The 20,550-nt window shown below is 71.9% G+C and carries 20 protein-coding genes and 3 pseudogenes; 11 read left to right on the forward strand and 12 right to left on the reverse strand.

All coding sequences use genetic code 11. From position 1 onward, the window contains the following. The first annotated feature begins 182 nt into the window (after positions 1–182). The gene (locus AMK21_RS23805) at positions 183–1,688 is read left to right on the forward strand and encodes a glutamate--cysteine ligase (RefSeq protein ID WP_073881202.1); all 1,506 of its coding nucleotides are present in this window, start codon (positions 183–185) and stop codon (positions 1,686–1,688) included. 88 nt (positions 1,689–1,776) lie between these two features. Here the strand turns inward: AMK21_RS23805 and AMK21_RS23810 are convergent, their stop codons facing one another. Further along, positions 1,777–3,567, reverse strand: coding sequence for a substrate-binding and VWA domain-containing protein (locus AMK21_RS23810; protein ID WP_199863272.1), 1,791 nt, complete (start codon positions 3,565–3,567; stop codon positions 1,777–1,779). 195 nt (positions 3,568–3,762) lie between these two features. Between AMK21_RS23810 and AMK21_RS23815 the strand changes: the two genes are divergently transcribed. Continuing rightward, positions 3,763–4,542, forward strand: a complete 780-nt coding sequence (locus AMK21_RS23815; RefSeq protein ID WP_073881479.1) for a CPBP family intramembrane glutamic endopeptidase — start codon at positions 3,763–3,765, stop codon at positions 4,540–4,542. A gap of 61 nt (positions 4,543–4,603) precedes the next feature. Here the strand turns inward: AMK21_RS23815 and AMK21_RS23820 are convergent, their stop codons facing one another. The 3 genes and pseudogenes from AMK21_RS23820 to AMK21_RS23830 form a co-directional block, all read right to left on the reverse strand. Beyond that, positions 4,604–5,425: a PhzF family phenazine biosynthesis protein gene (locus AMK21_RS23820; RefSeq protein ID WP_073881206.1), complete on the reverse strand. Its 822-nt coding sequence runs from the start codon at positions 5,423–5,425 to the stop codon at positions 4,604–4,606. Between the two features lie 104 nt (positions 5,426–5,529). Beyond that, positions 5,530–5,774 (reverse strand): annotated as a pseudogene (locus tag AMK21_RS36240) (hypothetical protein). Then, positions 5,758–6,009, reverse strand: a complete 252-nt coding sequence (locus AMK21_RS23830) for a DUF6400 family protein (protein ID WP_073881208.1) — start codon at positions 6,007–6,009, stop codon at positions 5,758–5,760. Before AMK21_RS23830 ends, AMK21_RS36240 begins: the two are co-directional and overlap by 17 nt. 182 nt (positions 6,010–6,191) lie before the next feature. Here AMK21_RS23830 and AMK21_RS23835 point away from each other — a divergent pair. Further along, positions 6,192–6,785, forward strand: a pseudogene (locus tag AMK21_RS23835) (PadR family transcriptional regulator). A gap of 69 nt (positions 6,786–6,854) precedes the next feature. On the opposite strand, the gene AMK21_RS23840 reads toward AMK21_RS23835, so the two are convergent. After that, positions 6,855–7,292: an SRPBCC family protein gene (locus tag AMK21_RS23840; RefSeq protein ID WP_073881210.1), complete on the reverse strand. Its 438-nt coding sequence runs from the start codon at positions 7,290–7,292 to the stop codon at positions 6,855–6,857. Positions 7,293–7,354: 62 nt separating this feature from the next. Then, positions 7,355–7,567: a hypothetical protein gene (locus AMK21_RS23845; protein ID WP_073881212.1), complete on the reverse strand. Its 213-nt coding sequence runs from the start codon at positions 7,565–7,567 to the stop codon at positions 7,355–7,357. Positions 7,568–7,824: 257 nt separating this feature from the next. Between AMK21_RS23845 and AMK21_RS23850 the strand changes: the two genes are divergently transcribed. The 3 genes from AMK21_RS23850 to AMK21_RS23860 all read left to right on the forward strand — a co-directional run bounded on the left by AMK21_RS23850 (position 7,825) and on the right by AMK21_RS23860 (position 10,632). Next, entirely contained in the window at positions 7,825–8,361 is a 537-nt protein-coding gene (locus AMK21_RS23850) for a Clp protease N-terminal domain-containing protein (RefSeq protein ID WP_073881214.1), read from the forward strand. 121 nt (positions 8,362–8,482) lie between these two features. Next, positions 8,483–9,508, forward strand: coding sequence for an EamA family transporter (locus AMK21_RS23855; RefSeq protein ID WP_073881216.1), 1,026 nt, complete (start codon positions 8,483–8,485; stop codon positions 9,506–9,508). Between the two features lie 158 nt (positions 9,509–9,666). Further along, positions 9,667–10,632, forward strand: coding sequence for a DMT family transporter (locus AMK21_RS23860; protein ID WP_073881218.1), 966 nt, complete (start codon positions 9,667–9,669; stop codon positions 10,630–10,632). A gap of 45 nt (positions 10,633–10,677) precedes the next feature. Here the strand turns inward: AMK21_RS23860 and AMK21_RS23865 are convergent, their stop codons facing one another. Further along, positions 10,678–11,373: a pyridoxamine 5'-phosphate oxidase family protein gene (locus AMK21_RS23865; RefSeq protein ID WP_073881220.1), complete on the reverse strand. Its 696-nt coding sequence runs from the start codon at positions 11,371–11,373 to the stop codon at positions 10,678–10,680. Between the two features lie 48 nt (positions 11,374–11,421). On the opposite strand from AMK21_RS23865, the gene AMK21_RS23870 reads away from it, so the two are divergent. Then, the gene (locus AMK21_RS23870) at positions 11,422–12,753 is read left to right on the forward strand and encodes an aminotransferase class I/II-fold pyridoxal phosphate-dependent enzyme (RefSeq protein WP_073881222.1); all 1,332 of its coding nucleotides are present in this window, start codon (positions 11,422–11,424) and stop codon (positions 12,751–12,753) included. 41 nt (positions 12,754–12,794) lie between these two features. Here AMK21_RS23870 and AMK21_RS23875 read toward each other — a convergent pair whose 3' ends face one another. Continuing rightward, entirely contained in the window at positions 12,795–13,823 is a 1,029-nt protein-coding gene (locus tag AMK21_RS23875) for a DMT family transporter (RefSeq protein ID WP_234422030.1), read from the reverse strand. A 110-nt stretch (positions 13,824–13,933) separates the two neighbouring features. Here AMK21_RS23875 and AMK21_RS23880 point away from each other — a divergent pair, with 110 nt between their 5' ends. Further along, positions 13,934–14,857 (forward strand): LysR family transcriptional regulator, encoded by a 924-nt coding sequence (locus AMK21_RS23880; protein WP_073881224.1) that lies wholly within the window; start codon positions 13,934–13,936, stop codon positions 14,855–14,857. Here the strand turns inward: AMK21_RS23880 and AMK21_RS23885 are convergent, their stop codons facing one another. Continuing rightward, positions 14,858–15,331, reverse strand: coding sequence for a pyridoxamine 5'-phosphate oxidase family protein (locus tag AMK21_RS23885; protein ID WP_073881225.1), 474 nt, complete (start codon positions 15,329–15,331; stop codon positions 14,858–14,860). 128 nt (positions 15,332–15,459) lie between these two features. Between AMK21_RS23885 and AMK21_RS23890 the strand changes: the two genes are divergently transcribed. Next, positions 15,460–16,119 carry a cysteine hydrolase gene (locus AMK21_RS23890; protein ID WP_073881227.1) on the forward strand — a complete coding sequence of 220 codons (660 nt, stop codon included), beginning with the start codon at positions 15,460–15,462 and terminating at the stop codon, positions 16,117–16,119. A gap of 67 nt (positions 16,120–16,186) precedes the next feature. Here AMK21_RS23890 and AMK21_RS23895 read toward each other — a convergent pair whose 3' ends face one another. Further along, positions 16,187–16,633 carry a Rieske (2Fe-2S) protein gene (locus AMK21_RS23895; protein WP_073881229.1) on the reverse strand — a complete coding sequence of 149 codons (447 nt, stop codon included), beginning with the start codon at positions 16,631–16,633 and terminating at the stop codon, positions 16,187–16,189. 45 nt (positions 16,634–16,678) lie between these two features. On the opposite strand from AMK21_RS23895, the gene AMK21_RS23900 reads away from it, so the two are divergent. Together AMK21_RS23900 and AMK21_RS36245 are read left to right on the forward strand one after the other, a co-directional pair. After that, entirely contained in the window at positions 16,679–16,897 is a 219-nt protein-coding gene (locus AMK21_RS23900; RefSeq protein ID WP_073881231.1) for a hypothetical protein, read from the forward strand. Between the two features lie 1,296 nt (positions 16,898–18,193). Further along, the gene (locus AMK21_RS36245; protein WP_234422031.1) at positions 18,194–19,387 is read left to right on the forward strand and encodes a D-alanyl-D-alanine carboxypeptidase family protein; all 1,194 of its coding nucleotides are present in this window, start codon (positions 18,194–18,196) and stop codon (positions 19,385–19,387) included. A gap of 45 nt (positions 19,388–19,432) precedes the next feature. Here the strand turns inward: AMK21_RS36245 and AMK21_RS23910 are convergent. Both AMK21_RS23910 and AMK21_RS35520 read right to left on the reverse strand, forming a co-directional pair. Then, a protein-coding gene (locus AMK21_RS23910) for an IS5 family transposase (RefSeq protein WP_234422032.1) occupies positions 19,433–20,285 on the reverse strand; the annotation gives its coding sequence in 2 pieces (ribosomal slippage) (positions 19,433–19,918 and positions 19,920–20,285; 852 coding nt in all). Next, a pseudogene (locus AMK21_RS35520) lies at positions 20,222–20,431 on the reverse strand (fructose-bisphosphatase class II); the annotation flags it as partial. The pseudogene AMK21_RS35520 and the gene AMK21_RS23910, both read right to left, overlap by 64 nt. Between the last annotated feature and the right edge of the window lie 119 nt (positions 20,432–20,550).

Consider the following 20,550-nt stretch of genomic DNA (forward strand, 5'->3'; position numbering starts at 1 on the left):
GCACTCTCCGGATGAAAATGCCGCTCGCCGGGTGCCCCGGGAATGTGCCCCCGGTCTCCGTCAACCAGCCTAGCGCGTTTCCGGGTGGCTGTGGGGCGTTACGGATCACTCCCACTGGGCATTATCGATCGTGATGCGCGCGGCCCGGTCAGCGGGCCGACCACTGGAGGAGGGACCCCTCGATGGGGGAGAAGGTCGTGGCGGGAGCCGTTGACCTGTCCGATCGGCAGGCTTACCGGACGAAACTGAACCAGTGCCTGGAGGGGCTGGGCAGACTGCTGGCGGAGCGGAGGTTCGACCGTCCCCGAAACCTGATGGGGCTGGAGATAGAGTTGAATCTCGCAGGCTCCGACGGCATGCCCCGGATGATGAATCAGGAAGTGCTCCAGCGCATCGCGAGCCGGGATTTCCAGACGGAACTCGGGATGTTCAATCTGGAAGTAAATATCGTTCCGCACCGGCTTGGCGGCCGCGTATTCGATCAGCTCTCGGAGGAGTTGCGGACCGGTCTCGCCTACGCCCACCGCAAGGCCGGCGAGGTGGACGCGGGGATCGTCATGATCGGAATCCTGCCCACACTCGGCGAGCACGACGTGGTCTCGGCGAATCTTTCGGACGTGGACCGCTACACCCTGCTCAACGACCAAATGGCGGCGGCCCGGGGGGAGGATTTCGCCCTCGATATCGAAGGCGTCGAGCACCTGGTCTGCTCCTCGCCCTCGATCGCCCCCGAATCGGCCTGCACCTCGGTCCAGTTGCACCTCCAGGTGACCCCCGCGCGTTTCGCGGACGTGTGGAACGCGGCCCAGGCGATCGCCTCCGTCCAGATCGCGCTGGGCGCCAACGCCCCGTTCCTCTTCGGCAAGGAGCTCTGGCGGGAGTCGCGGCCCCCGCTGTTCCAGCAGGCCACCGACGTACGGCCGCCGGAGCTGGCGAACCAGGGGGTGCGGCCCAGGACCTGGTTCGGGGAGCGGTGGATCACCTCCGCCTACGAGCTCTTCGAGGAGAACCTGCGCTACTTCCCGCCGCTGCTGCCGATCTGCGACGACGAGGAGCCGCTGCGGGTCCTCGACGAGGGCGGGGTGCCGGAGCTGGCCGAGCTGGTCCTGCACAACGGGACGGTCTACCGCTGGAACCGCCCGGTGTACGGGATGGCCGACGGCGTCCCGCACCTGCGGGTGGAGAACCGGGTCCTGCCGGCCGGGCCGACCGTCACGGACGTGATCGCCAACGCCGCGTTCTACTACGGGCTCGTCCGGGCACTCGCCGAGGAGTCCCGGCCGGTGTGGAGCCAGCTGCCGTTCGAGGCCGCTGCCGAGAACTTCACCGAGGCCTGCCGCCACGGCATCGACGCCGAACTGCTCTGGCCGCGCCCCGGCCGCGCCGGCGGGCTGGCCAAGATCCCCGCCGTACAGCTCGTACGGGAGGAACTGCTCCCGCTTGCCGCGGCCGGGCTGGACGCCTGGCACATCGAGCCCGTCGACCGGGACCGCTACCTCGGGGTCATCGAGGAGCGCTGCAAGCGGCGGGTCAACGGGGCCTCCTGGCAGGTCGCCACCTACCGCCGGGCGTTGGCGGCCGGGCTCGGCCGGGAGGCGGCGCTGGCGGCGACCACCCGGCGCTACGCCGAGCTGATGCACGCCGGGGAGCCGGTCCACACCTGGCCGGTGGGGTTCCCGGCACCCTGAGGGACGCCCGTACGGCGGCGTGCTTCCGTGCGGCGGCAGACCCTTCCGCACGCGGGCGGGGGCGGCGGTTCCGGTCGCAGCGCCGTCTTCACTCCTGGGCGGCGCGTCCGTTCTGCCCAGCCGTCATGATGGCCTGGAGGATGACGGCCTGGATCTCCGCCGGGTCGCTCACCTCGTACCCGTCGCCCCCGGTGATCCGCGCGATCTCGGCCACCTCCTCGCGGTCGGCGTCCGGGCCCACCGCGATGGCGATGACCGGAACGGGACGCTCGGGGTCGGCGAGCTCCTTGAGCTCGGCGATCAGCGCACTCCGGGAGATGCCGTCCTCGTCCTGGTTGGACCCGTCGGTGAGGATCACCAGGGCGTTGAACTTGCCCTTCACATACGTCGACCGGGCCTCCTTGTACGAGGCCAGCGTGGTGTCGTACAGCCCGGTCGCCCCGCCCGGCACGGGTTGCAGCCCAGCGAACGCCGCCGAGAGCTTCTCCCGGTGGGTGGAGCCGCCCTGGGCCGGGTCGCCCAGCCGGCGGGTCGGCACGAGTTCGCGGTAGTCCTTCTCACCGTCCAGCGTGGTGGCGAACTCCCACAGGCCGATCTCGTCGTTGGGGGTGAACTGGGTGAGCGCCTGGATCAGCGATCCCTTGGTGACGTCCATCCGGGACTGGCCGCGTCCCGGCACGAGGGTTGCCATGGAACCCGAGGCGTCTACCACCGTGGTCAGCCGGGCGCTCTGGACGGTGATCGTCCACATCCCCAGCATCTCCTGGAGCTCCTTCGCCGACGGTGTCTCGGCCGCCGACGTGGCGTACGGCTGCGGCGACCTGCCGCCCGCCGACGTGACGACGGCGTCCTCGGCCGCTCCGTCGGCGGGGCGGAACCCGTACCGGGCGAAGACGGCTCGCGAGCTCCTGTCGTTGAGCAGGGTCATGAAGCGCAGGGCCGCCCGGGACTGGGCGAGGGTCAGCTTCTCCTCGTCGACCAGCGTGTAGGGGTAGTCGAGCAGCGGAGTGCCGTCCTGTGGGTAGAAGAGGTTCAGCCTGCCGCTGCCCGTCGCCTCCGCGTTGTGCGTGAACGCGGCCTGCTCGGATATGAGGACCGCCTGGTTACGTCTCGGATTGCCCTCCTCGGCGCCGGAGCCGCTCCGCGCCAGGGTCTCCAGCACCTGCGCGTCGCTGTCCGACATCCGCTCGGCCAGCACCTTCGCGGTCTCCGCGACCCTGGTGTCGCTGTCCCCGCCCTGCTGTGCGGACGAGTCGCCGATGCTGGTGAGGGCCAGCAGACCGGTGGCGCTACGCGCCGGATCGGCCGCGCCGAGGCGGACCTTGTCCGACTGGAGGGCGGTGCCGACCAGTTCGGCCCAGGAGTACGTCTTTTTCGGCCAGTCCAGCCGCTTCGACGCCGATGGCACCATGGCGAGCGTCACCGGTGAGGAGGCCACCGAGTCCGAGGGGGAGATGGGGGTGCCCGTGCCGAGCCCCTCGGCCCGGTCCAGCCAGAGGTCGGAGTCGGGCAGCCAGACCTGGAAGTCCGGGGTCTCGCCGCCGCCCGCGAGCGCGTCGGCCACCTTGTAGGAGTCGCGGGCCACCACCTCCACGTCGAGGCAGTGGCCGTCGGATCTCACCTCGTCCGCGAGGGCCTGCTCGGCGATGTCCCGGACCGCCGGCGCGATGTCCGGGGAGGCGGCCAGGGACAGGTGCACGGCGGAGTCCTCGCAGGACTCGGAGAACGACAGCAGGCCGCCCTTGACCGCCACCCCTGTTCCCGTCGCCACCGCGAGGACGAGCAGCGTGGCGATGGCGATGGTGCGGCGCCTGCGCCGGGGGGACGCGTCCCCGCGTTCCTCCGGCGCGTCGGCGTCGGGCAAGCTGTGACGTCCCATGTCGGTGGTGCCCCCTGAAGACGAACGATGAACGGTGAACAAGGAAAAGGGGGACCTCACCACCGGCGATGGTGGTCGTCCCCCGGCCTGTCGCGCATGATCTTCGTACCTGCATTCGAGACCCTAGCGGGACGGCGGGCGGGATGAGACGCGATTGCAGAACAAAAGGCAGGTGGAGCGGTGAAGGTGGGGCGCGTGGCTGATTCCTATCCTCAAGAGGGCGTATCACGAGGGATCTTGCGGTCGGAGACGATCCTGGTCCTGGCGCTCTCCCTGGGCGCGAGTGCGGTCTCCGCGCTCATCAGTTTTGTCGGATCGCTGACGAAACCGGGGGGTTTGAAGGATCAGGCGGCGACGCTCAACGGTTCGTACGCCCCGGGCCGTCCATGGCTGGATCTGGCGTGGCAAATGTTCGGAATCGCAACGGCCCTGGTGCCGGTGGCCCTGGTGGCGCACTTGCTCATCAGGGAGGGGGCGAACCTGCGGGCCATCGGATTCGACCGCACGAGGCCGTGGTTCGACCTCGGTCGCGGGACGCTCGTCGCGGCGGGCATCGGCAGCACCGGGCTCGCCTTCTACCTGGTCGCCAGGGCGAGTGGCTTCAACCTCACCGTCGTACCGGAGTCGCTGCCCGACGTCTGGTGGAAGTTCCCCGTACTGATCCTCTCCGCGGCGCAGAACTCCGTGGTCGAGGAGGTCATCGTCGTCGCCTACCTGCTGCGCAGGCTGGACCAGCTGGGCTGGTCACCGATGGCGTCGCTGGTGGCCAGCTCCGTGTTGCGTGGCTCGTACCACCTGTACCAGGGCATCGGGGGCTTCATCGGCAACATGGTGATGGGCGTCGTCTTCGTTCTGCTCTACCGGCGTTGGGGGCGGGTGGGGCCGCTGGTCGTCGCCCATACGCTGCTCGATATCGGGGCGTTCGTCGGGTACGCGCTGCTCGCGGGGAAGGTGGACTGGCTGCCGACGCCGTGAGAGGGGGAAGGGCGGCGCGCAGGGCCCTGTACGCCGCCCCGCCGCTCCGGAAGGCCGTGGTTCAGAGAGACGTCAGCAGCTCGCCGTCGATGACGGTGACCGCCGAGCCCGTCAGCAGGGTGCGCTCGCCGCGCAGCGCGGTGCGGACGAACCCCGAACGGGCGGAGGCCTGCAGCCCGGTGAGGTCGTCCCGGCCGAAGCGGGCCGACCAGAACGGGGCCAGCGCGGTGTGGGCGCTGCCCGTCACGGGGTCCTCGTCGATGCCGACACCGGGGAAGAAGCCGCGCGATACGTAGTCGTAGCCGCGGGCGGGGTCCTCGGCTGCGGCCGTGGCGATGACGCCGCGCCGCGAGTGGGTCACGAGGGCGGCGAAGTCCGGGGCCAGAGCCCGTACGGTCGCCTCGTCGCGCAACTCGACGAGCAGGTCGCCGATGTGCTCACCGGTGTCGTGGACCGAGACCGGCTCAGCCCCGAGCGCCCCGGCGAGTCCGGGTGGTGCTGTCTCCTCACACAGCGGGGCGGTGGGGAAGTCCAGGGTGAGGGAGCCGTCCGCGTGGGCGGTGGAGGTGAGGATCCCGCAGCGCGCGGTGAAGCGTAGGGTGCCGGTGGCCCGCCCCGTGGTGTGCAGGACGTGCGCGGTGGCGAGCGTGGCGTGCCCGCACATGTCGACCTCCGTGGCCGGGGTGAACCAACGCAGCGCCCAGTCGGCCTCGCCGCCCGGCGGCAGGGGGTGGGCGAAGGCGGTCTCGGAGAGGTTGACCTCGGTGGCGATCTCCTGGAGCCGTTCGGCGTCGGGGAAGGCGGCGGACTCCAGCAGGAGGACGCCTGCGGGGTTGCCGGAGAAGGGGCGGTCGGTGAACGCGTCGACGATACGAATCCTCATGGGGCGACCGTAGAGCGGCCGTGTGACCACGGGCCAAGGCCAATCGGGGGTCACTGGCCTCTCTGTGGAGGCGTCCGTCGGCGGTCCGGGCGTGCGTCGGCGGTTCAGGCGCGGCGGGCGCCGCCGCCGTGGCCGGGGCTGCCTGGGCGGGTGTCGAGCGACCAGATGTGAGTGCAGCCGGGGCACTGGAGTGCAGGACCGGACCCTTGTCGGAGATCAGGTGGCGCCAGTGCTCACCGCAGGTGCGGCGGTCCGCACAGGTCGCGCAGTGGTGGGCATCGTCGCAGGCGGGGCAGACCACCCAGGCACGGCGGGCGATGTCCGCGTGCGGATCAACGGGCAGCCGCACGGCCCTGGTCCTCGCCCGGCAGGATGCCGGCGGCCACCAGCCGGTCGTAGAGGCGCTGCTGCTCGACGTCGAGGCCCGAGTAGAGCAGGGCGTAGGCCCCGTCCTCGCCGCGCAGGGCGGCCCTCGGGTCCCAGTCGGGGCCGAGCGCGGCGAGGACCGCGGCCCGTCGCCGTGCTTCCTCGAAGGGCAGGTCGATGGTGAAGGGGATGAGGTCGGCCGTCCTGTCCTGTTTCATGGCTGCGTTTCCGGTGTGTGTGGGAACCTCACCATCTGTACCAGCCTTCCGAGGGGGCAGGGAAGTGGCCTGAGTCGCCCCGCGGGGAGCCGGGCCCGCCCTTTCGGTGCGGTGTGCTCGGATCGGCGGGCGAGGACGGGTGGTTGTCGGTACGGGGGTGTTCGCGGCGGTCTCGCCCGCGCGTGACCTTTGGCGCACGCCATATCGGAAGCCTCCGCCCCAGGCGTGCGAGTGGAGGAGGACGCGGGGCAGAGGGGAGAGACGGCACAGAACCCCTGGGACTGCCGGAACGAGGACCGCCACCCGGCGCGCGAAGGCGCCCCCGGGCTTCGGGCGGGGCGGAGGCGGGGCGATGTGCGCGCGTCGATCCTGGCCCTGCTGAAGGACCGGCCGATGCACGGGTGCGAGATGATCCAGGAGATCGGCGAGCGCAGCGGCGGGGCGGGGAAGCCCAGCCCCGGTTAGGTCTGCCCGACGCTCCAACTGCTGGAGGACGAAGGGCTGATCGTCAGCGCGAGCGAGGGCGGCAAGAAGCTTTTCACGCTCACCGACTCCGGGCGCGGCGAGGCCGGGTCGGTCCCGAGGCTCCCTGGGAGGAGGCCGGGCGCGGTGCGGACTGCGAGGGCGTGAACGAGATCCGCCAGGCCGGATTCGGTCTGATGGAGGCGTTCGGGCAGGTCTGGAAGACCGGCTCCGCCGACCAGCGGCAGAAGGCGCTGACCGTCATCAACGACGCCCTCAAGAAGCTGTACCTGATTCTCGCCGACGAGCACTGAGCGGCTGATCCCGTCGCCGACGCGGCAGGGCCCCCGAGACGGGGCCCTGCCGCGTCCGTGCGGTGAGCGTCAGGGTGTGACCAGGCCGTCGAGCCTGCGCAGGGACTCCTGGAGCGCCGCCGTCGCGGAGTCCTTGAGTCTGCCGCCCATCAGCGAGACCGCCGCACCGGTGAACTCGCCCTCGATGCGGACCGTGGTGGCGCCCTCGTCCGGGGACGGTGCCAGGGAGTAGCGCATGGCCAGGTTGACCCCCATAGGGCCCTTGCCCCGGGTCGTCAGCAGCCGACCGTCCTCCAGCTCGTCGACCGTCCACACCACTTCGGCGGGGAAGCCCATGAGCTTCATGTTCTCCTCATAGGTGGCCCCGAGCTCCAAGGGGGCCGGTCCGCCTTTGGGGAAGCTGGTGTGGGTGGCGTTCCACTCGCCGTACGACGAGAAGTCCGTCAGCTGTGCCCAGATCTTCCCGGCGGGTGCTGCGATGCGCGCCTCCGCGCTGACTTCGGCCATGCGACCACCCCTGGTTCGTCCGGTTACGGTGCCGCGGAACGTAATGGCGACCCCTCCGACATTCAATGCTGATGAACCGTCAGATTTGCCGGTGCTGCCGGGTTCCGCCAGATCTCCGCAGCGTCGAACCGGTCCGACGCGCGCGGATGCGGGCCTTCGTCGTGGCAGTGGAACGCGGCCCAGAACAGATCGGCGGGCAGGGCGTCCTCCGGTGCGTACACGCGGTAGACGTACTGCGCCCCGTCCTGGGCGAGCAGAGCGACCATCCAGAACACCCGTGGTTCCCTCCGCCTGGAGCCGATGCGTGCAGTTACGTGCTGTGTGCCATGAGTGACGTGCGCTCGGGGGGTGACGGTTGCCCGGGGGAGCGCGGCGCAAGGTGGCGCGCCCCCTTGAGGGCGATGGTTGTACGCCGTGGCGCGATCTCATCCGCAGGGATGAGGGGGCACTCCGGTGTGCCCAACTTGGGTGGGACGCGTGAATGGGCCGCTCCGCCGATGCTTCGCCGCCCGGGGACTGATGGGGTGGAGTAGTGCGAAACCGGACGCCGAGTACCCCCGAACAGCCCGCCCCGAACCCTGTCGAAGCCGACGCCGGACTCACCGTCGAACTGGCCTCGGTGGTGACGGGTGCGCGCCGGCGTGCGCTGCGGGACGGTGACCGGCAGATCGACACCGCCCACCTGCTGCACTCCCTCATCGAGAGCGACCCCGAGGTCCGCGAGGCCTTCGACGGCGGACCGCAGTTGGGGAAGGTGCTCGGCTACCTCGTGCAGCGCAGCATCGGTTACGGGCTCCGCTGGCAGGGGTCGGTGGAGGACTCCGGCGCCGTCCCCGTCGTACGGGACCCGGCCGCGGAGGGCTGGTCGCCCTCGGCGGTCACCGCGATGGAGGACGCGCTGCACCGCGCCGGGCTGCGCGGGGAGCCGCGCGCCCGCGGGCTCGATCTCCTCGCCGCACTGGCCGCCGACGGCGAGTGTCGCGCCGCGGAGGTGCTGGGCCGGGCGGGCGTGGACGCGCGGTGGCTGTCGGGGCGTGCGGTGGAGCGTACGGCGGAGGTGTCTCGGTAGGGGGACGAACGCGACTGTGGCCGGGGTGTTCCGGCGGGGCCGGCCGGGGTGCGTCCGGCCTGCGCGTCTCGACAGGTGTCACAGAGGTGACGGTGCTGTCGGCTGCTGTCATGATGTGCCGATGCACGCGTCTCGGGGTACTCAGAAGCGAAGCGCCGGCCTGGGGCTCGCCCTGCTCTCGGCCTTCGCTTTCGGCGGCTCGGGGGTCGCCGCCAAGCCACTGATCGAGGCGGGGCTCGACCCGCTGCACGTGGTGTGGCTCCGGGTGGCGGGTGCCGCGCTCATCATGCTGCCGGTCGCCTGGCGCCACCGGAACCTGGTACGTGAGCGGCCCGCCCTGCTCGCCGGGTTCGGGCTCTTCGCCGTGGCCGGTGTGCAGGCCTGCTACTTCGCCGCCATCTCCCGCATCCCGGTCGGTGTCGCCCTCCTCGTCGAGTACTTGGCGCCCGCGCTGGTCCTCGGCTGGGTCCGCTTCGTCCAGCGCCGGCCCGTCACCCGGGCCGCCGCGCTCGGCGTGGTCCTAGCCGTCGGCGGCCTCGCCTGCGTCGTCGAGGTCTGGGCCGGGCTCAGCTTCGACACCCTCGGGCTGCTGCTCGCCCTCGGCGCCGCCTGCTGCCAGGTCGGCTACTTCGTCCTCTCCGACCACGGTGGCCAGGAGGGCAAGGGCGGCGACGGCCGGGGCGTCGAACCTCCACCTCCGCTCGGCGTCATCGCGTACGGACTGATCGTCGGCGCCCTCGTCCTCACCGTCGTGGCGCGTCCGTGGGGCATGGACTGGTCGCTGCTCGGGGGTACCGCCGGGATGAACGGCACCGGGGTCCCCGCCTGGCTGCTGCTCGGCTGGATCGTGCTGGTCGCCACCGTGCTCGCGTACGGCACCGGCGTCGTCTCCGTCCGGGTACTGTCGCCGCAGGTCGCCGGGGTCGTCGCCTGCCTGGAGGCGGTCATCGCGACCGTGCTGGCCTGGGTGCTGCTCGGCGAACACCTCTCCGCCCCGCAGCTCATCGGTGGTTTCGTCGTCCTGACCGGTGCCTTCATCGCCCAGTCGTCCGCCCCGAAACCGCCGTCGGGGCCCGTCGCCGCGGGCGCGGGTGCGGCGGCCGCCGCCACGGAGAGCGAGTTGTCGGCCGGGCGGGCCTCGCATTAGTGTGCCGGTCATGCATCTGACTGTGCTGCCGCCGCCTGCCGCCTGACGCGGGCGGCCACTCCTGACGAAGACCGGGCTCGGGCAGTCCCCGAGCGGTCCGTCGCTGCCCGCGTGCGGAGTCGAGCGACCACCACCCTGTCTTCCTCTGGAGCGGTCACATGTCCCTTCCCGCTGTTTCCGCGCTGCCCGTCGGGCGGAGCCTGCTGTATCTCGTCGTCGCCGGAGTCGCCTGGGGGACCGCTGGTGCGGCCGCCTCACTGATCTTCCGGGTCAGCGATCTCGGCCCCCTCGCCCTGTCCTTCTGGCGCTGCGCCGGGGGCCTCGTCCTGCTGGCGGGGGTGCTCGCCCTGCGCCCGCGCCGCGCGCCCCGACGGCCCGAGCCCCGGCGTCGCCGGCTGCTGCGCATCCTCGGCACGGGTGTCGGTCTCACCGTGTTCCAGAGCGCGTACTTCGCTGCGGTCGACGCCACAGGCCTCGCCGTCGGCACCGTCGTCACGCTCGGCGCCGGGCCCGTCCTGATCGCCGTCGGAGCGCGGCTGATGCTGGGCGAACACCTCGGCAGGGGCGGCCTGGCCGCCGTCACCGGGGCGCTGGCCGGGCTGGCCGTGCTGGTCCTGGGCGGTGAGGGCGGCGACGTCGTCCCGGCCGGGGTGCTGCTCGCGCTTCTGTCCGCCTCCGGGTACGCGGCGATCACCCTGCTCACCCGATGGCTCGGGAGGGACGGTGGCGGCGGTGACGCGCTGACCACCAGCGCCTGGGCGTTCGGCATCGGGGCGGTGGGGCTGTTGCCCATGGCGGTGGCCGAGGGGCTCGTGCCGCACACCGCCGCGACGGGCCAGGTGCTGTGGCTGCTGCTCTACGTGGCGGCGGTGCCCACCGCGCTGGCGTACGCGCTGTACTTCGCGGGCGCCGCCGCCGTCCGCTCGGCCACCGTCTCCGTGATCATGCTCCTGGAGCCGGTGAGCGCCGCGCTCATCGCGGTTACCGTCCTGCGGGAGCGGCTGACCGCGGCCACCGTCGTCGGCACACTGCTGCTGCTGACCGCCGTGGCCGGGCTGGCCCTGGCCGAGGCGCGGGGCGCCGCGGTCACGCGCCGGAGGGAGGCCGGGGTCGTGGCGGTGTAGCGGCTCGGGCGGGACCGGAGAGCGCACCGGTGGCCCGGGGCGGGGTCAGAGCGCGCGGAGGTAGTCCGGTACGCCGACGGCCGGGTCCAGGTCGTCCGCCGGGACCGGCTGCGCGTAGCCCCGGGTGAGTGGCACGATCCCGGTCCAGTGGGGGAGGGCGAGGTCCTCGGGCTCGTCGTTGGGGCCGCCGGTGCGGACCTTCGCGGAGACCTCGTCCAGGTCCAGCCGGATCACCGCCGTGGCGGCCAGCTCCCTGGCGTTGGCCGGGCGCGCGTCCCGGGAGCGGCCGGGGACGGCCTGATCGACGATCGCGTCGAGGGCGGTGCGCCGCTCCTCGGGGTCGGTCACCGTGACGGCGGTGCCGTGGACCACCACGGAGCGGTAGTTCAGCGAGTGGTGGAAGGCGGACCGGGCCAGCACCAGGGCGTCGACATGGGTGACGGTCAGGCAGACGGGCAGCCCCGGGTCCGCCGCTCGGGCGGTGCGCAGCGGGCGGGAGCCGGTCGACCCGTGGACGTACAGGCGCTCCCCGACCCGGCCGAACAGGGTCGGCAGCACGACCGGCGCTCCGTCCCGGACGAAGCCGAGGTGGCAGACGTAGGCCGCGTCGAGTATCGAGTGGACCAGCTCGCGGTCGTAGGAGGCGCGTTCCTTGGCCCGGGTGGGTACCGTGCGGGCGGTGGGCGTGTAGGGGGCGGCGACGCCGGGGCCCGTGGCGGTGGGCGGTGCGGTGTCCTGCATGACGTACTCCCATTGCGGATCTGATTGCACTAGTGCATACTGTTGTTTGTGCTAGGAGAGTATCGGATCAGTGGGCGGCGCGCATTGGAAATTGCCGCCAGTGTGGAGCGCGGGGTCGGTTCCGGAGACCTCGCGCCCGGTCATGTGTTGCCCCCCATGCGGGAGTTGGCCGCGCAACTGGAGGTCAACCCGAACACGGTGGCGGCCGCCTACCGGACGCTGCGCGAGCGCGGAGTGATCGAGACGGCGGGCCGCCGGGGGAGCCGGGTGCGGCCGCGTCCGGCCAGCACGTCCCGCGGCTCCCTGCGCATCGAGGCGCCGCCGGGCGTACGCGACCTCGGCGAGGGCAACCCCGATCCGGCCCTGCTGCCGGAGCTCGGCCCGGTGTTCGCCGCGGCCGCCGTGGTCCATGCCGAGAGCCCGGGGCTGTACGGGGAGGCGCCCGTGGTCCCGGAGTTCGCCGCGTACGCGCGTACCGCGATGGACGCCGACGGCGTGCCGGAGGGGCCCGTCGCCGTGACCTCCGGCGCCCTCGACGCCATAGAGAGGGTGCTCGCGGCACACCTGAGGCCCGGCGACGCGGTGGCGGTGGAGGATCCCGGGTGGGGCAGCGTCCTCGACCTCGTACCGGCGCTCGGGCTGCACGCCGTGCCGGTCGGGATGGACGACGAAGGGCCGCTCGTCGCGGACGTGGAGCGGGTGCTGCGGGCCGGGGCGCGGGCACTCGTCGTCACCGACCGGGCGCAGAACCCGACCGGTGCCTCGGTGAGCGCCGACCGCGCCCGGGAGCTCAAGGCCGTGCTCTCCCGGCACCCCGGCGTGCTGCTGATCGAGGACGACCACGGCCACGCCATCGTCGACCTGCCGCTGCACCCGCTGGCCGGGACCACGGACCACTGGGCGTTCGTCCGGTCGGCGGCCAAGGCGTACGGCCCCGATCTGCGGGTCGCCGTCCTCACCGGCGACGCGGTCACGGTCGACCGGGTGGCGGGCCGGCAGCGGCTGGGGCCCGGCTGGGTCAGCCGGCTGCTCCAGCGCGCCGTACTCCACCTGTGGACCTCGGACGCCGTCGACACGGCCGCCGTCGCCCGGTCGTACGGGGAGCGGCGCGACGCCCTTGTGCGCGCGCTGGCGGAGCGCGGGGTGGCGGCCCATGGGCGCAGCGGGATGAACGTGTGGGTGCCCGTCAGCGACGAGACCGGGGCCATCGCCCGGCTGCTCCACGCGGGGTGGGCGGTGGCGCCCGGGGCGCGCTTCCGGATGGGTACGCCCCAGGCGGTGCGGCTCACCGTGTCCCCCCTGGCGGCCGCGGACATCGGGCCGCTGGCGGACGCGGTGGCGGCTGCTGCCGGGCCCGCGCGGCCGGTGACGTACGGCTGAGGTGCCTTGCCGTCACGGCGGTCACGTACGGCTGAGGGGCCTCAGCGGGTCACGGCGGTCACGTCCGGCTGGGCCGTTTCGTCCGGTCGTCCGTCGTACGGGCCCCGGGCGGCGGCGGCCGACGGGCGGCTCTGGGTGAGGGCCGCCCCGGCCAGCACGATCACCGCGCCCACCGGGGTGTTCCAGCTCAGCTGCTCGCCGAGTAGGGCGACGCCCGCCGCGGTGGCGATCACCGGGATGAAGTAGGTGACCATCTGCCCGGTCGTGGGTCCGACCTCCTGGACCAGCCCGTACTGCAGCAGTACCGCAAGACCCGTACCGAGCGCTCCGAGCGCCAGGACCGACAGTGTGGGCAGCAGGGGGAAAGTGTCGGGAGTGGAGGTGAACACCGGTGTCACCACCGCCAGTTGAAGCGTCCCGACGAAGAGCTGGCTGCCGCTGAGCGTCAGCGTCGAGGAGCCGGTACCGGCCAGCGTGCGGCGGACGTAGATCCAGCCGACCGCGTAGCTGAACGAGGCCAGCAGCGCCATCCCCGTACCGGGCAGATCCAGGCCGGAGAAGCCCTGCCAGGCGCCCAGGACCGTCAGCACCCCGAGGAAACCGACGCCCAGGCCCGCCACGCGGCGGCGGGTCGGGCGGTCCTCGGAGAGGGCGACCACCGAGAGGGCCATGCCCCACAGGGGCGAGGTCGCGTTGCAGATGCCCGCGAGGGTGGAGGGGATCGTCAGCTCGGCGTAGGAGAAGAGGGAGAACGGCAGCGAGTTGAGGAAGAACGCCGCCACGGTGATGTGCCCCCAGGTCCGGGCCGAGCGCGGCAGCCGCTCACGGCGCATCGCCATCGCGACGGCCAGGACCGCGGTCCCGGCCAGCAGCCTGCCGAGCGTGACCTGGAACGGTGCGTATCCCTCGGTGCCCACCTTGATGAGCAGGAAGCTGAACCCCCAGATCAGGGAGAGCGCGGCGAACCGGATCCGCCAGTCCACGGCCGGGCGTCGGGCGGCGGGAGCAGGTGACGGAAGGGGCGCGGAGGCGGTCAAAGGGGCGGCGGGCTGCTGGCAGGGGGCGCTCATGGCTCAACGATGGCGAACGGCACTGATAAGAACAAGCGAGAGTTTCTGTGCTGGTCCACGTAGTATCGCTTACATGTTTCTGGAGCGGACGTCTTGAACCTGGAGCGGACATGTTGAATCTGGAGCGGCTGCGTACCCTGGACGCCCTCGCCCGGCACGGCTCGGTGAGCGGAGCCGCCGGGGGGCTGCATGTCACCACGTCGGCCGTCTCGCAGCAGATGGCCAAGCTGGAGCGCGAGGTCGGGCAGCAGCTGCTCGCCAGGAACGGCCGTGGCGTCCGCCTCACCGACGCGGGCCGGCTGCTCGCGGACCACGCCGCGCGGATCCTGTCGCAGGTGGAGCTGGCCCAGTCCGACATCGAGGCCCAGCGCGGCGAGGTGGTCGGCGAGGTGACGCTCTCCGCGTTCCCCACGGCGGCGCGCGGACTGCTGCCCGCCACGCTCACCGCCCTGCGCGCGGAGCATCCCGAACTGAGGTTGCGAACCCGGGAGTTGGAGCCGGAGCAGGGACTCCAGGCGGTACTGCGGGGCGATGTCGACGTGGCCGTGGTGCTCGACTGGAGCAACAAGCGGCTCCCCGTGCCCGGCGGCCTGGCCCAGGCCGAACTCCTGGACGACGCACCGGACATCGCCATGCCGACCGGGCATCCGCTGGCCGGCCGGGCCGAAGTGGAGCTGGAGGACTTCGCACAGGACGAGTGGGTCTCCTGGCCCGAGGGCGAATTCTGTTACGAGTGGCTCATGTTCACCCTCCGCTCCCGGGGCATCGAACCGCGCATCTCCCACCTGGCAGGTGAACACCACACGCAACTCGCCCTGATCGCCGCCGGGTTCGGCGTATGCGTCGCACCGAGGCTGGGCCGTGGACCCGTTCCCGAGGGGGTCTCCCTGGTACCGGTGCGGCAGACCATGCGCCGCCACATCCACGCCGTCTGGCGCGCGGACGCCGACCGCCGCCCCTCGGTCCGGGCCGCGGTCGAAGCGCTGCGGGCGGCGGGGGCGCGGGTGGCGTTCAGGGATTCCGCCGGGGGGTGACTACCGGGCCAGGTCCGCCAGCTTGCGGAAGTCCCACGAGGTGGTGGCGTCCGGGGTGAGCCGCAGCCAGGCGTGCCGGCCGTCGTGCGGCATCTCCTCCATCCCGAAGTACTTCGCGGGGAACAGCCGCTCCGGTACGTCGAGTTCGGGACACCGCTCGCCCGTGCGCGGTGCCTCGCCGACGAACTCCGCCGTACCGGACAACTCCACGCCGCGCAGCTCGTCGTACTCCACCCCGTCGTCGACCACGACAGCGATCCGCGGGTCCTCGCACAGCTGGGACCAGCGCAGACTGCGGGTGATGGAGTACAGCCAGAGTGAGGTGCCGTCCCAGACGAACCAGAGCGCGCCGATGTGCGGAGGGCCGTCGGCGGCGAGGGTGGCGACCCGGCAGGTGCGCTGCTCGCGGAGATAGATGTCCCGCTCCTCGGGGGTCATCATGATCCTGCGACCGCGGCGCTGGGTGTCGGTCATGCGGATTCCTCCCCTTGATATCTGATGGTATGTCAGAAAGCATGGGGCCGCTTACCGTGCGGCGCAATGCCGTTCGCCGCGCGGCAGACACCAGGACCGGAGAAGGCCCCGGAAGGAGGAGGAGCGCCGTGGCGTCCAGAGAATCCCAGGAACGGCTCGCCGCGCTGCTGGCCCCCGACACCACCGTACTGCTGACCGTCGAATGCCAGCAGGGGGTCGTGGGGCCGGACAGCGCCCTGCCCGAACTCGCCGGGGCCGCCCGCTCCTCGGGCGCCCTCGACAACATCGCCCGGCTGGTCGCCGCCGCCCACGAGGGCGGGGTCCAGGTCATGCACGCCGTCGCCGAGAGCCGCCCCGACGGACGCGGCGCCAACCGCAACGCCCGGCTCTTCCGCGCCGCCGCCAGACTCCCCGTCCAGCAGCACACCGGCACCACCGCCGTGCGGGTCGCGGCGCCCGTCCAGGTCGCGGACGAGGATCTCGTCGTACGGCGGCTGCACGGGCTCTCGCCGCTCGCCGGCACCGACGTGGACGCCCTCCTGCGCAACCTCGGCTGCCGCACGCTCGTCGTCACCGGGGTCTCGGCCAACGTCGCGATCCCCAACGCCGTGTTCGACGCCGTCAACCTCGGCTACACGGCCGTCGTCCCGGCCGACGCGATCGCGGGGACGCCCGCCGAGTACACCCCCGCCATGATCCGCAACACCCTCGCCCTGGTTGCCACCATCACCACCACCGACGACATCCTGGGCCGCTGGAAGGAGCCCCGCAGGCGGCCCCGCGCCTAGGGAGCAGAGCCCTCCGCCCAGGGAGCCAAGCTCCTGCGAGCTCCCTCCGCTCACGGGGCACAGACCCCTACGCCAGCGTGATCGAGTCGCCCTCCACCGTGATCTCCCGCGCGGGCAGCGGCTGGGTCGCGGGACCTGCGGTGGGACTGCCCGTCGCCGCGTCGAACGTCGAATTGTGGCAGGGGCAGGTGATGACGTTGTCCGTGACGTCCTTGACCGCACAGCCCTGGTGGGTGCACGTGGCCGAGAACGCCTTGAACTGACCGGCCGTCGGCTGGGTCACCACGACCTTCTGCGCGGCGAAGACGACCCCGCCGCCCTCGGGGATGTCGGCGGTCTTCGCCAGGACGGCCCCACCCGACCTGCCGCTCCCCGGCTGCTCGACCGACTCCGCGCCACCCGACCCGTCCGAACCCCCGCACGCGGTGAGTGCGGCGGCCGCCCCGGCCGCACCCACCGCCAGGACGACGGTGCGGCGTTCGAGGAGGGTCCGGCGTTCCTGGGCTGCGCTCATCGTGGCATTTCCCTTCAGCGGTATCCATGAATGTGTCCTTCGGCCATGGGTACGGAGATCAGGGCGCGGGTGTTCAGTGCGGTGGCGCGGGTCCCTGCCGGTGTCAGAACTCCGGGTGCGGCGGCCGATAGCCTGGGCCCCATCCTCACCGAAGTCACCGCGACCCGCTACGTCACGCCCCTGCGTGAGGGCGGCTCGCTCCCCGGGATCGTCGAGGCCGACGATCTCGGCACGTACGTCACGAAGTTGTCTACCTGGAGGTGAACACCGCCCAGGCCCGGTGCACCCCGAGGGGCACGTCACATCGCTTCGTGGAGCAGCCTCGTGCATGCCCGCTGGTCAGGCCGGCGAACGGGGGGCTCCGAGCCCCGGCTAGGGTTCAGCTCGGGCCTGCCGAAGCTCTGAGCCGAGCGCGGTAGCGCGTCACATCACGAATCGGTCCTCCCGCGCCGCGACGGCCGAACGCGACTGCATGCCCCGGTCGGTGTCCGCTCCGCCGACCGGCGGACAACACTGGCTCGTCGCGCCCACCGTATGACCGGACTGTCACAAGATGATTTCTATGGAACATCACCGTCTCGGCACACGTCTCGGGAGGTGACGGGGCTGCCGGCCCCGGATACACATCTACGAGTAAGGCTGGGTGGGATGGCGACGAACGCGGTCTCGGGCGGAAGCCCGGAGTCTCCTGAGCGTGAGAACGGGCCGGAGACGACGGCTGCGGCCGATGACCGCCGGACGCATCTCCACGAGGGCCCCGTGGAAGAGGAGCGCCTCGCCGACGGCCCGCCGGAGCCCCTGACAGCCCCACCGCAGCCGGAATACCCGGTGAGGGAGGACGCGCCGGCGTCCAACGGTGACACTCCACCCGCGATTGGCGCCTCCAGCGAGGACGACGCGGCCCCGCCCGTGGACGTGGACACGCCGCAGACCGCTGCTGTGGCCGGGAGGTCCCAGGCCGCCTCAGAGGTCGGATCCCGGCCCGACGCCGAGCACAGGCCCGGCGATGCCCGGGCTGCGGCAGCCGAGGACAGACCCGGAACACCTGTGCCCACACGCGCCCGGCCGGTGGCAGCCCGTGGCGACGGCGAGCTTGCCTCCGCCACCCCCGCCCGCGACGCCGCCCCCCGTACCCAGCCCGACAAGGCCCCCTCCGCGGCGACATCGCGACCGGCTGTGGACCACGCCACCGTCACCCTGAACACGAGGACTCTGGCCACAGGGCGGGCCGCCACGCCCGCCGACCGCACGGCGGATGCGTCACGTCGGCCCGTGCCCTCGTGGGCGCGGCCAGAGGGGGACGACCAGCCCATCCGTGCCCTCGTCGTGCCGAAGGCTCTGGACACTCCGACGACCAACTTTGCCCACCCTGCGACCGCGCCGGCCGCCGCCCCGCGCCCCTTCGAACCCGTGTTCGCCGGCTCTCCTCAGGCAGCGGACTCCGCCGAGGCTCCGCTCAGCCAACTGACCGACGCCCCTGGCCCGGCCGAGACCTCGCGCCGCAGCGCAGGGCGCCGGGTAAAGGTGTGGACCCCGGTCCTGCTACTCCTCGCTGGAGCCGTGGCCGGATCCCAGCTGCTCCGTCCGCTGCCCGACCCCCGTATCATCGCGGCCGACCGGACTCACACCGTGGAGGGGCGGCTGGCCGTTCCGTGGCCCGAGGAGGGGCAGGGGGCTGTACGCATCCCCGGTTCGGGGACGATCAGCACGTTCGGCATACAGAGGCCGGTGCCGATCGCGAGCGTCGCCAAGATCATGACGGCGTACGTCGTACTCAAGGATCACCCTCTGAGCAAGGGCGAGGCCGGCCCCACCGTCACCGTCGACGCCAGGGCCGTCGCGGAGGGCCGGTCGGAGAACGAGTCCCGTATCGCTGAGCTCACCGAGGGCAGCACCTACAGCCAGCTCGACATGCTGAAGATGCTGATGATCCCGTCGGGCAACAACACCGCTCGGCTGCTGGCGCGTTGGTCCACCGGCAGTGGATCCGAGGCCCCCTTCGTGGAGAGGATGAACGCCGCAGCCCGCGAGCTCGGGATGAAGGACACCACCTACACCGACCCGAGCGGTCTCGACGCGGGCACCGTGAGCACGGCCGCCGACCAGCTCAAGCTCGCCGAGGCGGTGATGAAGGACGACGTGTTCCGCTCCGTGGTCGCCCTGCCGGACGCCGAGATCGAGAACCTCTCCCAGCGGTTGATCAACAACAACACCCTGCTCAGCGCCCCCGAACTGAGCATTCGCGGTATCAAGACCGGGTCGAGCACCCCGGCCGGCGGCGCGCTGGTGTGGGCGGGCTACAAGACCGTCGGCAATGAGACCCCGCTGATCCTGGGCGCGCTGCTGGAACAGCGGGCGGACGGCCCGGACCTCAACGCGGCCCGGAGTCTCGCCTTGGTACTGGCCAACAGCAAGAAGGTCATAGAGTCCGTCCGCGGAGCCCTGACCTCGGCCACGGTGGTTCGCAAGGGGGACACGGTCGGCCACGTGGACGACGGGCTCGGCGGCCGTACGCCGCTCGTGGCGGGCGCGGACCTGAAGGTCGCCGCCACCCCCGGCCAGACGCTGCGCCTCACGCTCGCCACGAGCGGCGGGACAGGGGTGAAGACCCCAGTTCCGCGCATGGCTGCCGCGGGCGCCGAGGTAGGAGTGCTGACTGCGGGCGAGGGCGCGGGCGCCCGGAGCGTGACGGTCGTGGCCGCCGAGGAGCTGACCGAGCCGTCGATCGGCACCCGCCTGACGCGCGTCGGCTGAGGTTCCTCGGAGCCGTTGGCGCTGTCCCAGGGCGTTTCGTTCGAATCATCGGGTAGCCCAGAGGAAGATACCGGCGGCATGCAGTCCTGCCAGATAGATGGTGGCGGTCTTCTCGTAGCGGGTAGCGATGCCGCGCCACTGCTTGAGGCGGTTGATGCATCGTTCGACAGTGTTGCGTTGCTCGTATGCCTCGCGGTCGAAAGCCGGTGGTCTGCCGCCTCGGCTGCCCCTGTGCAGTCGGTGGCTTCTCTGGTCCGCCGGAACGGGGATCACTGCCCGGATTCCGCGCTTGCGTAAGTGTTCGCGGATGGCGCGTGAGGAGTACGCCTTGTCGGCCAGGACTACGTCCGGTCCGGTGCGGGGCCGTCCGCGTCGGCGGGGAACGCGCAAGCACGCCATCACGTGGGCGAAGGAGGGCGCGTCACCGACCTGTCCGGCGGTGAGATGGAAAGCGAGCGGCCGACAATGGGAGTCTGCCGCGAGGTGGACCTTCGTGGTCAGTCCGCCGCGAGACCGTCCGATGGCATGATCGTGCGGCTCGCCGGCCCGGGGCCCCTCTGGGGCGGGCCCCGGCCGCGTGCTGGTGAGCCCGCACGATGGTGGAGTCCACCGAGACGGCCCAGGTCCGGTCCTCGTCGGCGTATGCCTGGGCCACGAGCGCGGTGAAACCCCGCTTCCAGGTGCCGTCGAAGGCCCACATGCGAAGCCGGTTGTAGACGCCCTTCCAGTTGCCGTACCGCTCGGGCAGATGGATCCATTGCGATCCCGTCTGGAACTTCCAGGCGATCGCATCGAATACCACGCGGTGGTCCCGCCACCGACCACCGCGCTTCAACTTCCGGTCCGCCCCTTGGCGGTGAGGGTGGTGCCCTCGACCGGGTCGACGGCCACGTCGCACTCGGGGCCGGTGCCGTCACCGACGTGCTCGCCGTTGAACAGCATCGGTGCCTCGTCCTTCTCACCCTCCCCGATAACGACGACGCCGTTCATGGCGACCGTGGAGACCATCGTGCGCATCGCCTTCACTGCCGCGCCGTCCGCGTTGATCTGGGAAGGACGGCCGAACAGCCACGAGGGGTGGACAGGGAGACCCGTCTCCGTTGCGTGGCCGAGAGGGCCGCAGTCATGCGGCGCGTTCCACTGGTGTACGACTCGCTCGGCCA

The organism is Streptomyces sp. CB00316 (assembly GCF_001905595.1).
GTDB lineage: Bacteria > Actinomycetota > Actinomycetes > Streptomycetales > Streptomycetaceae > Streptomyces.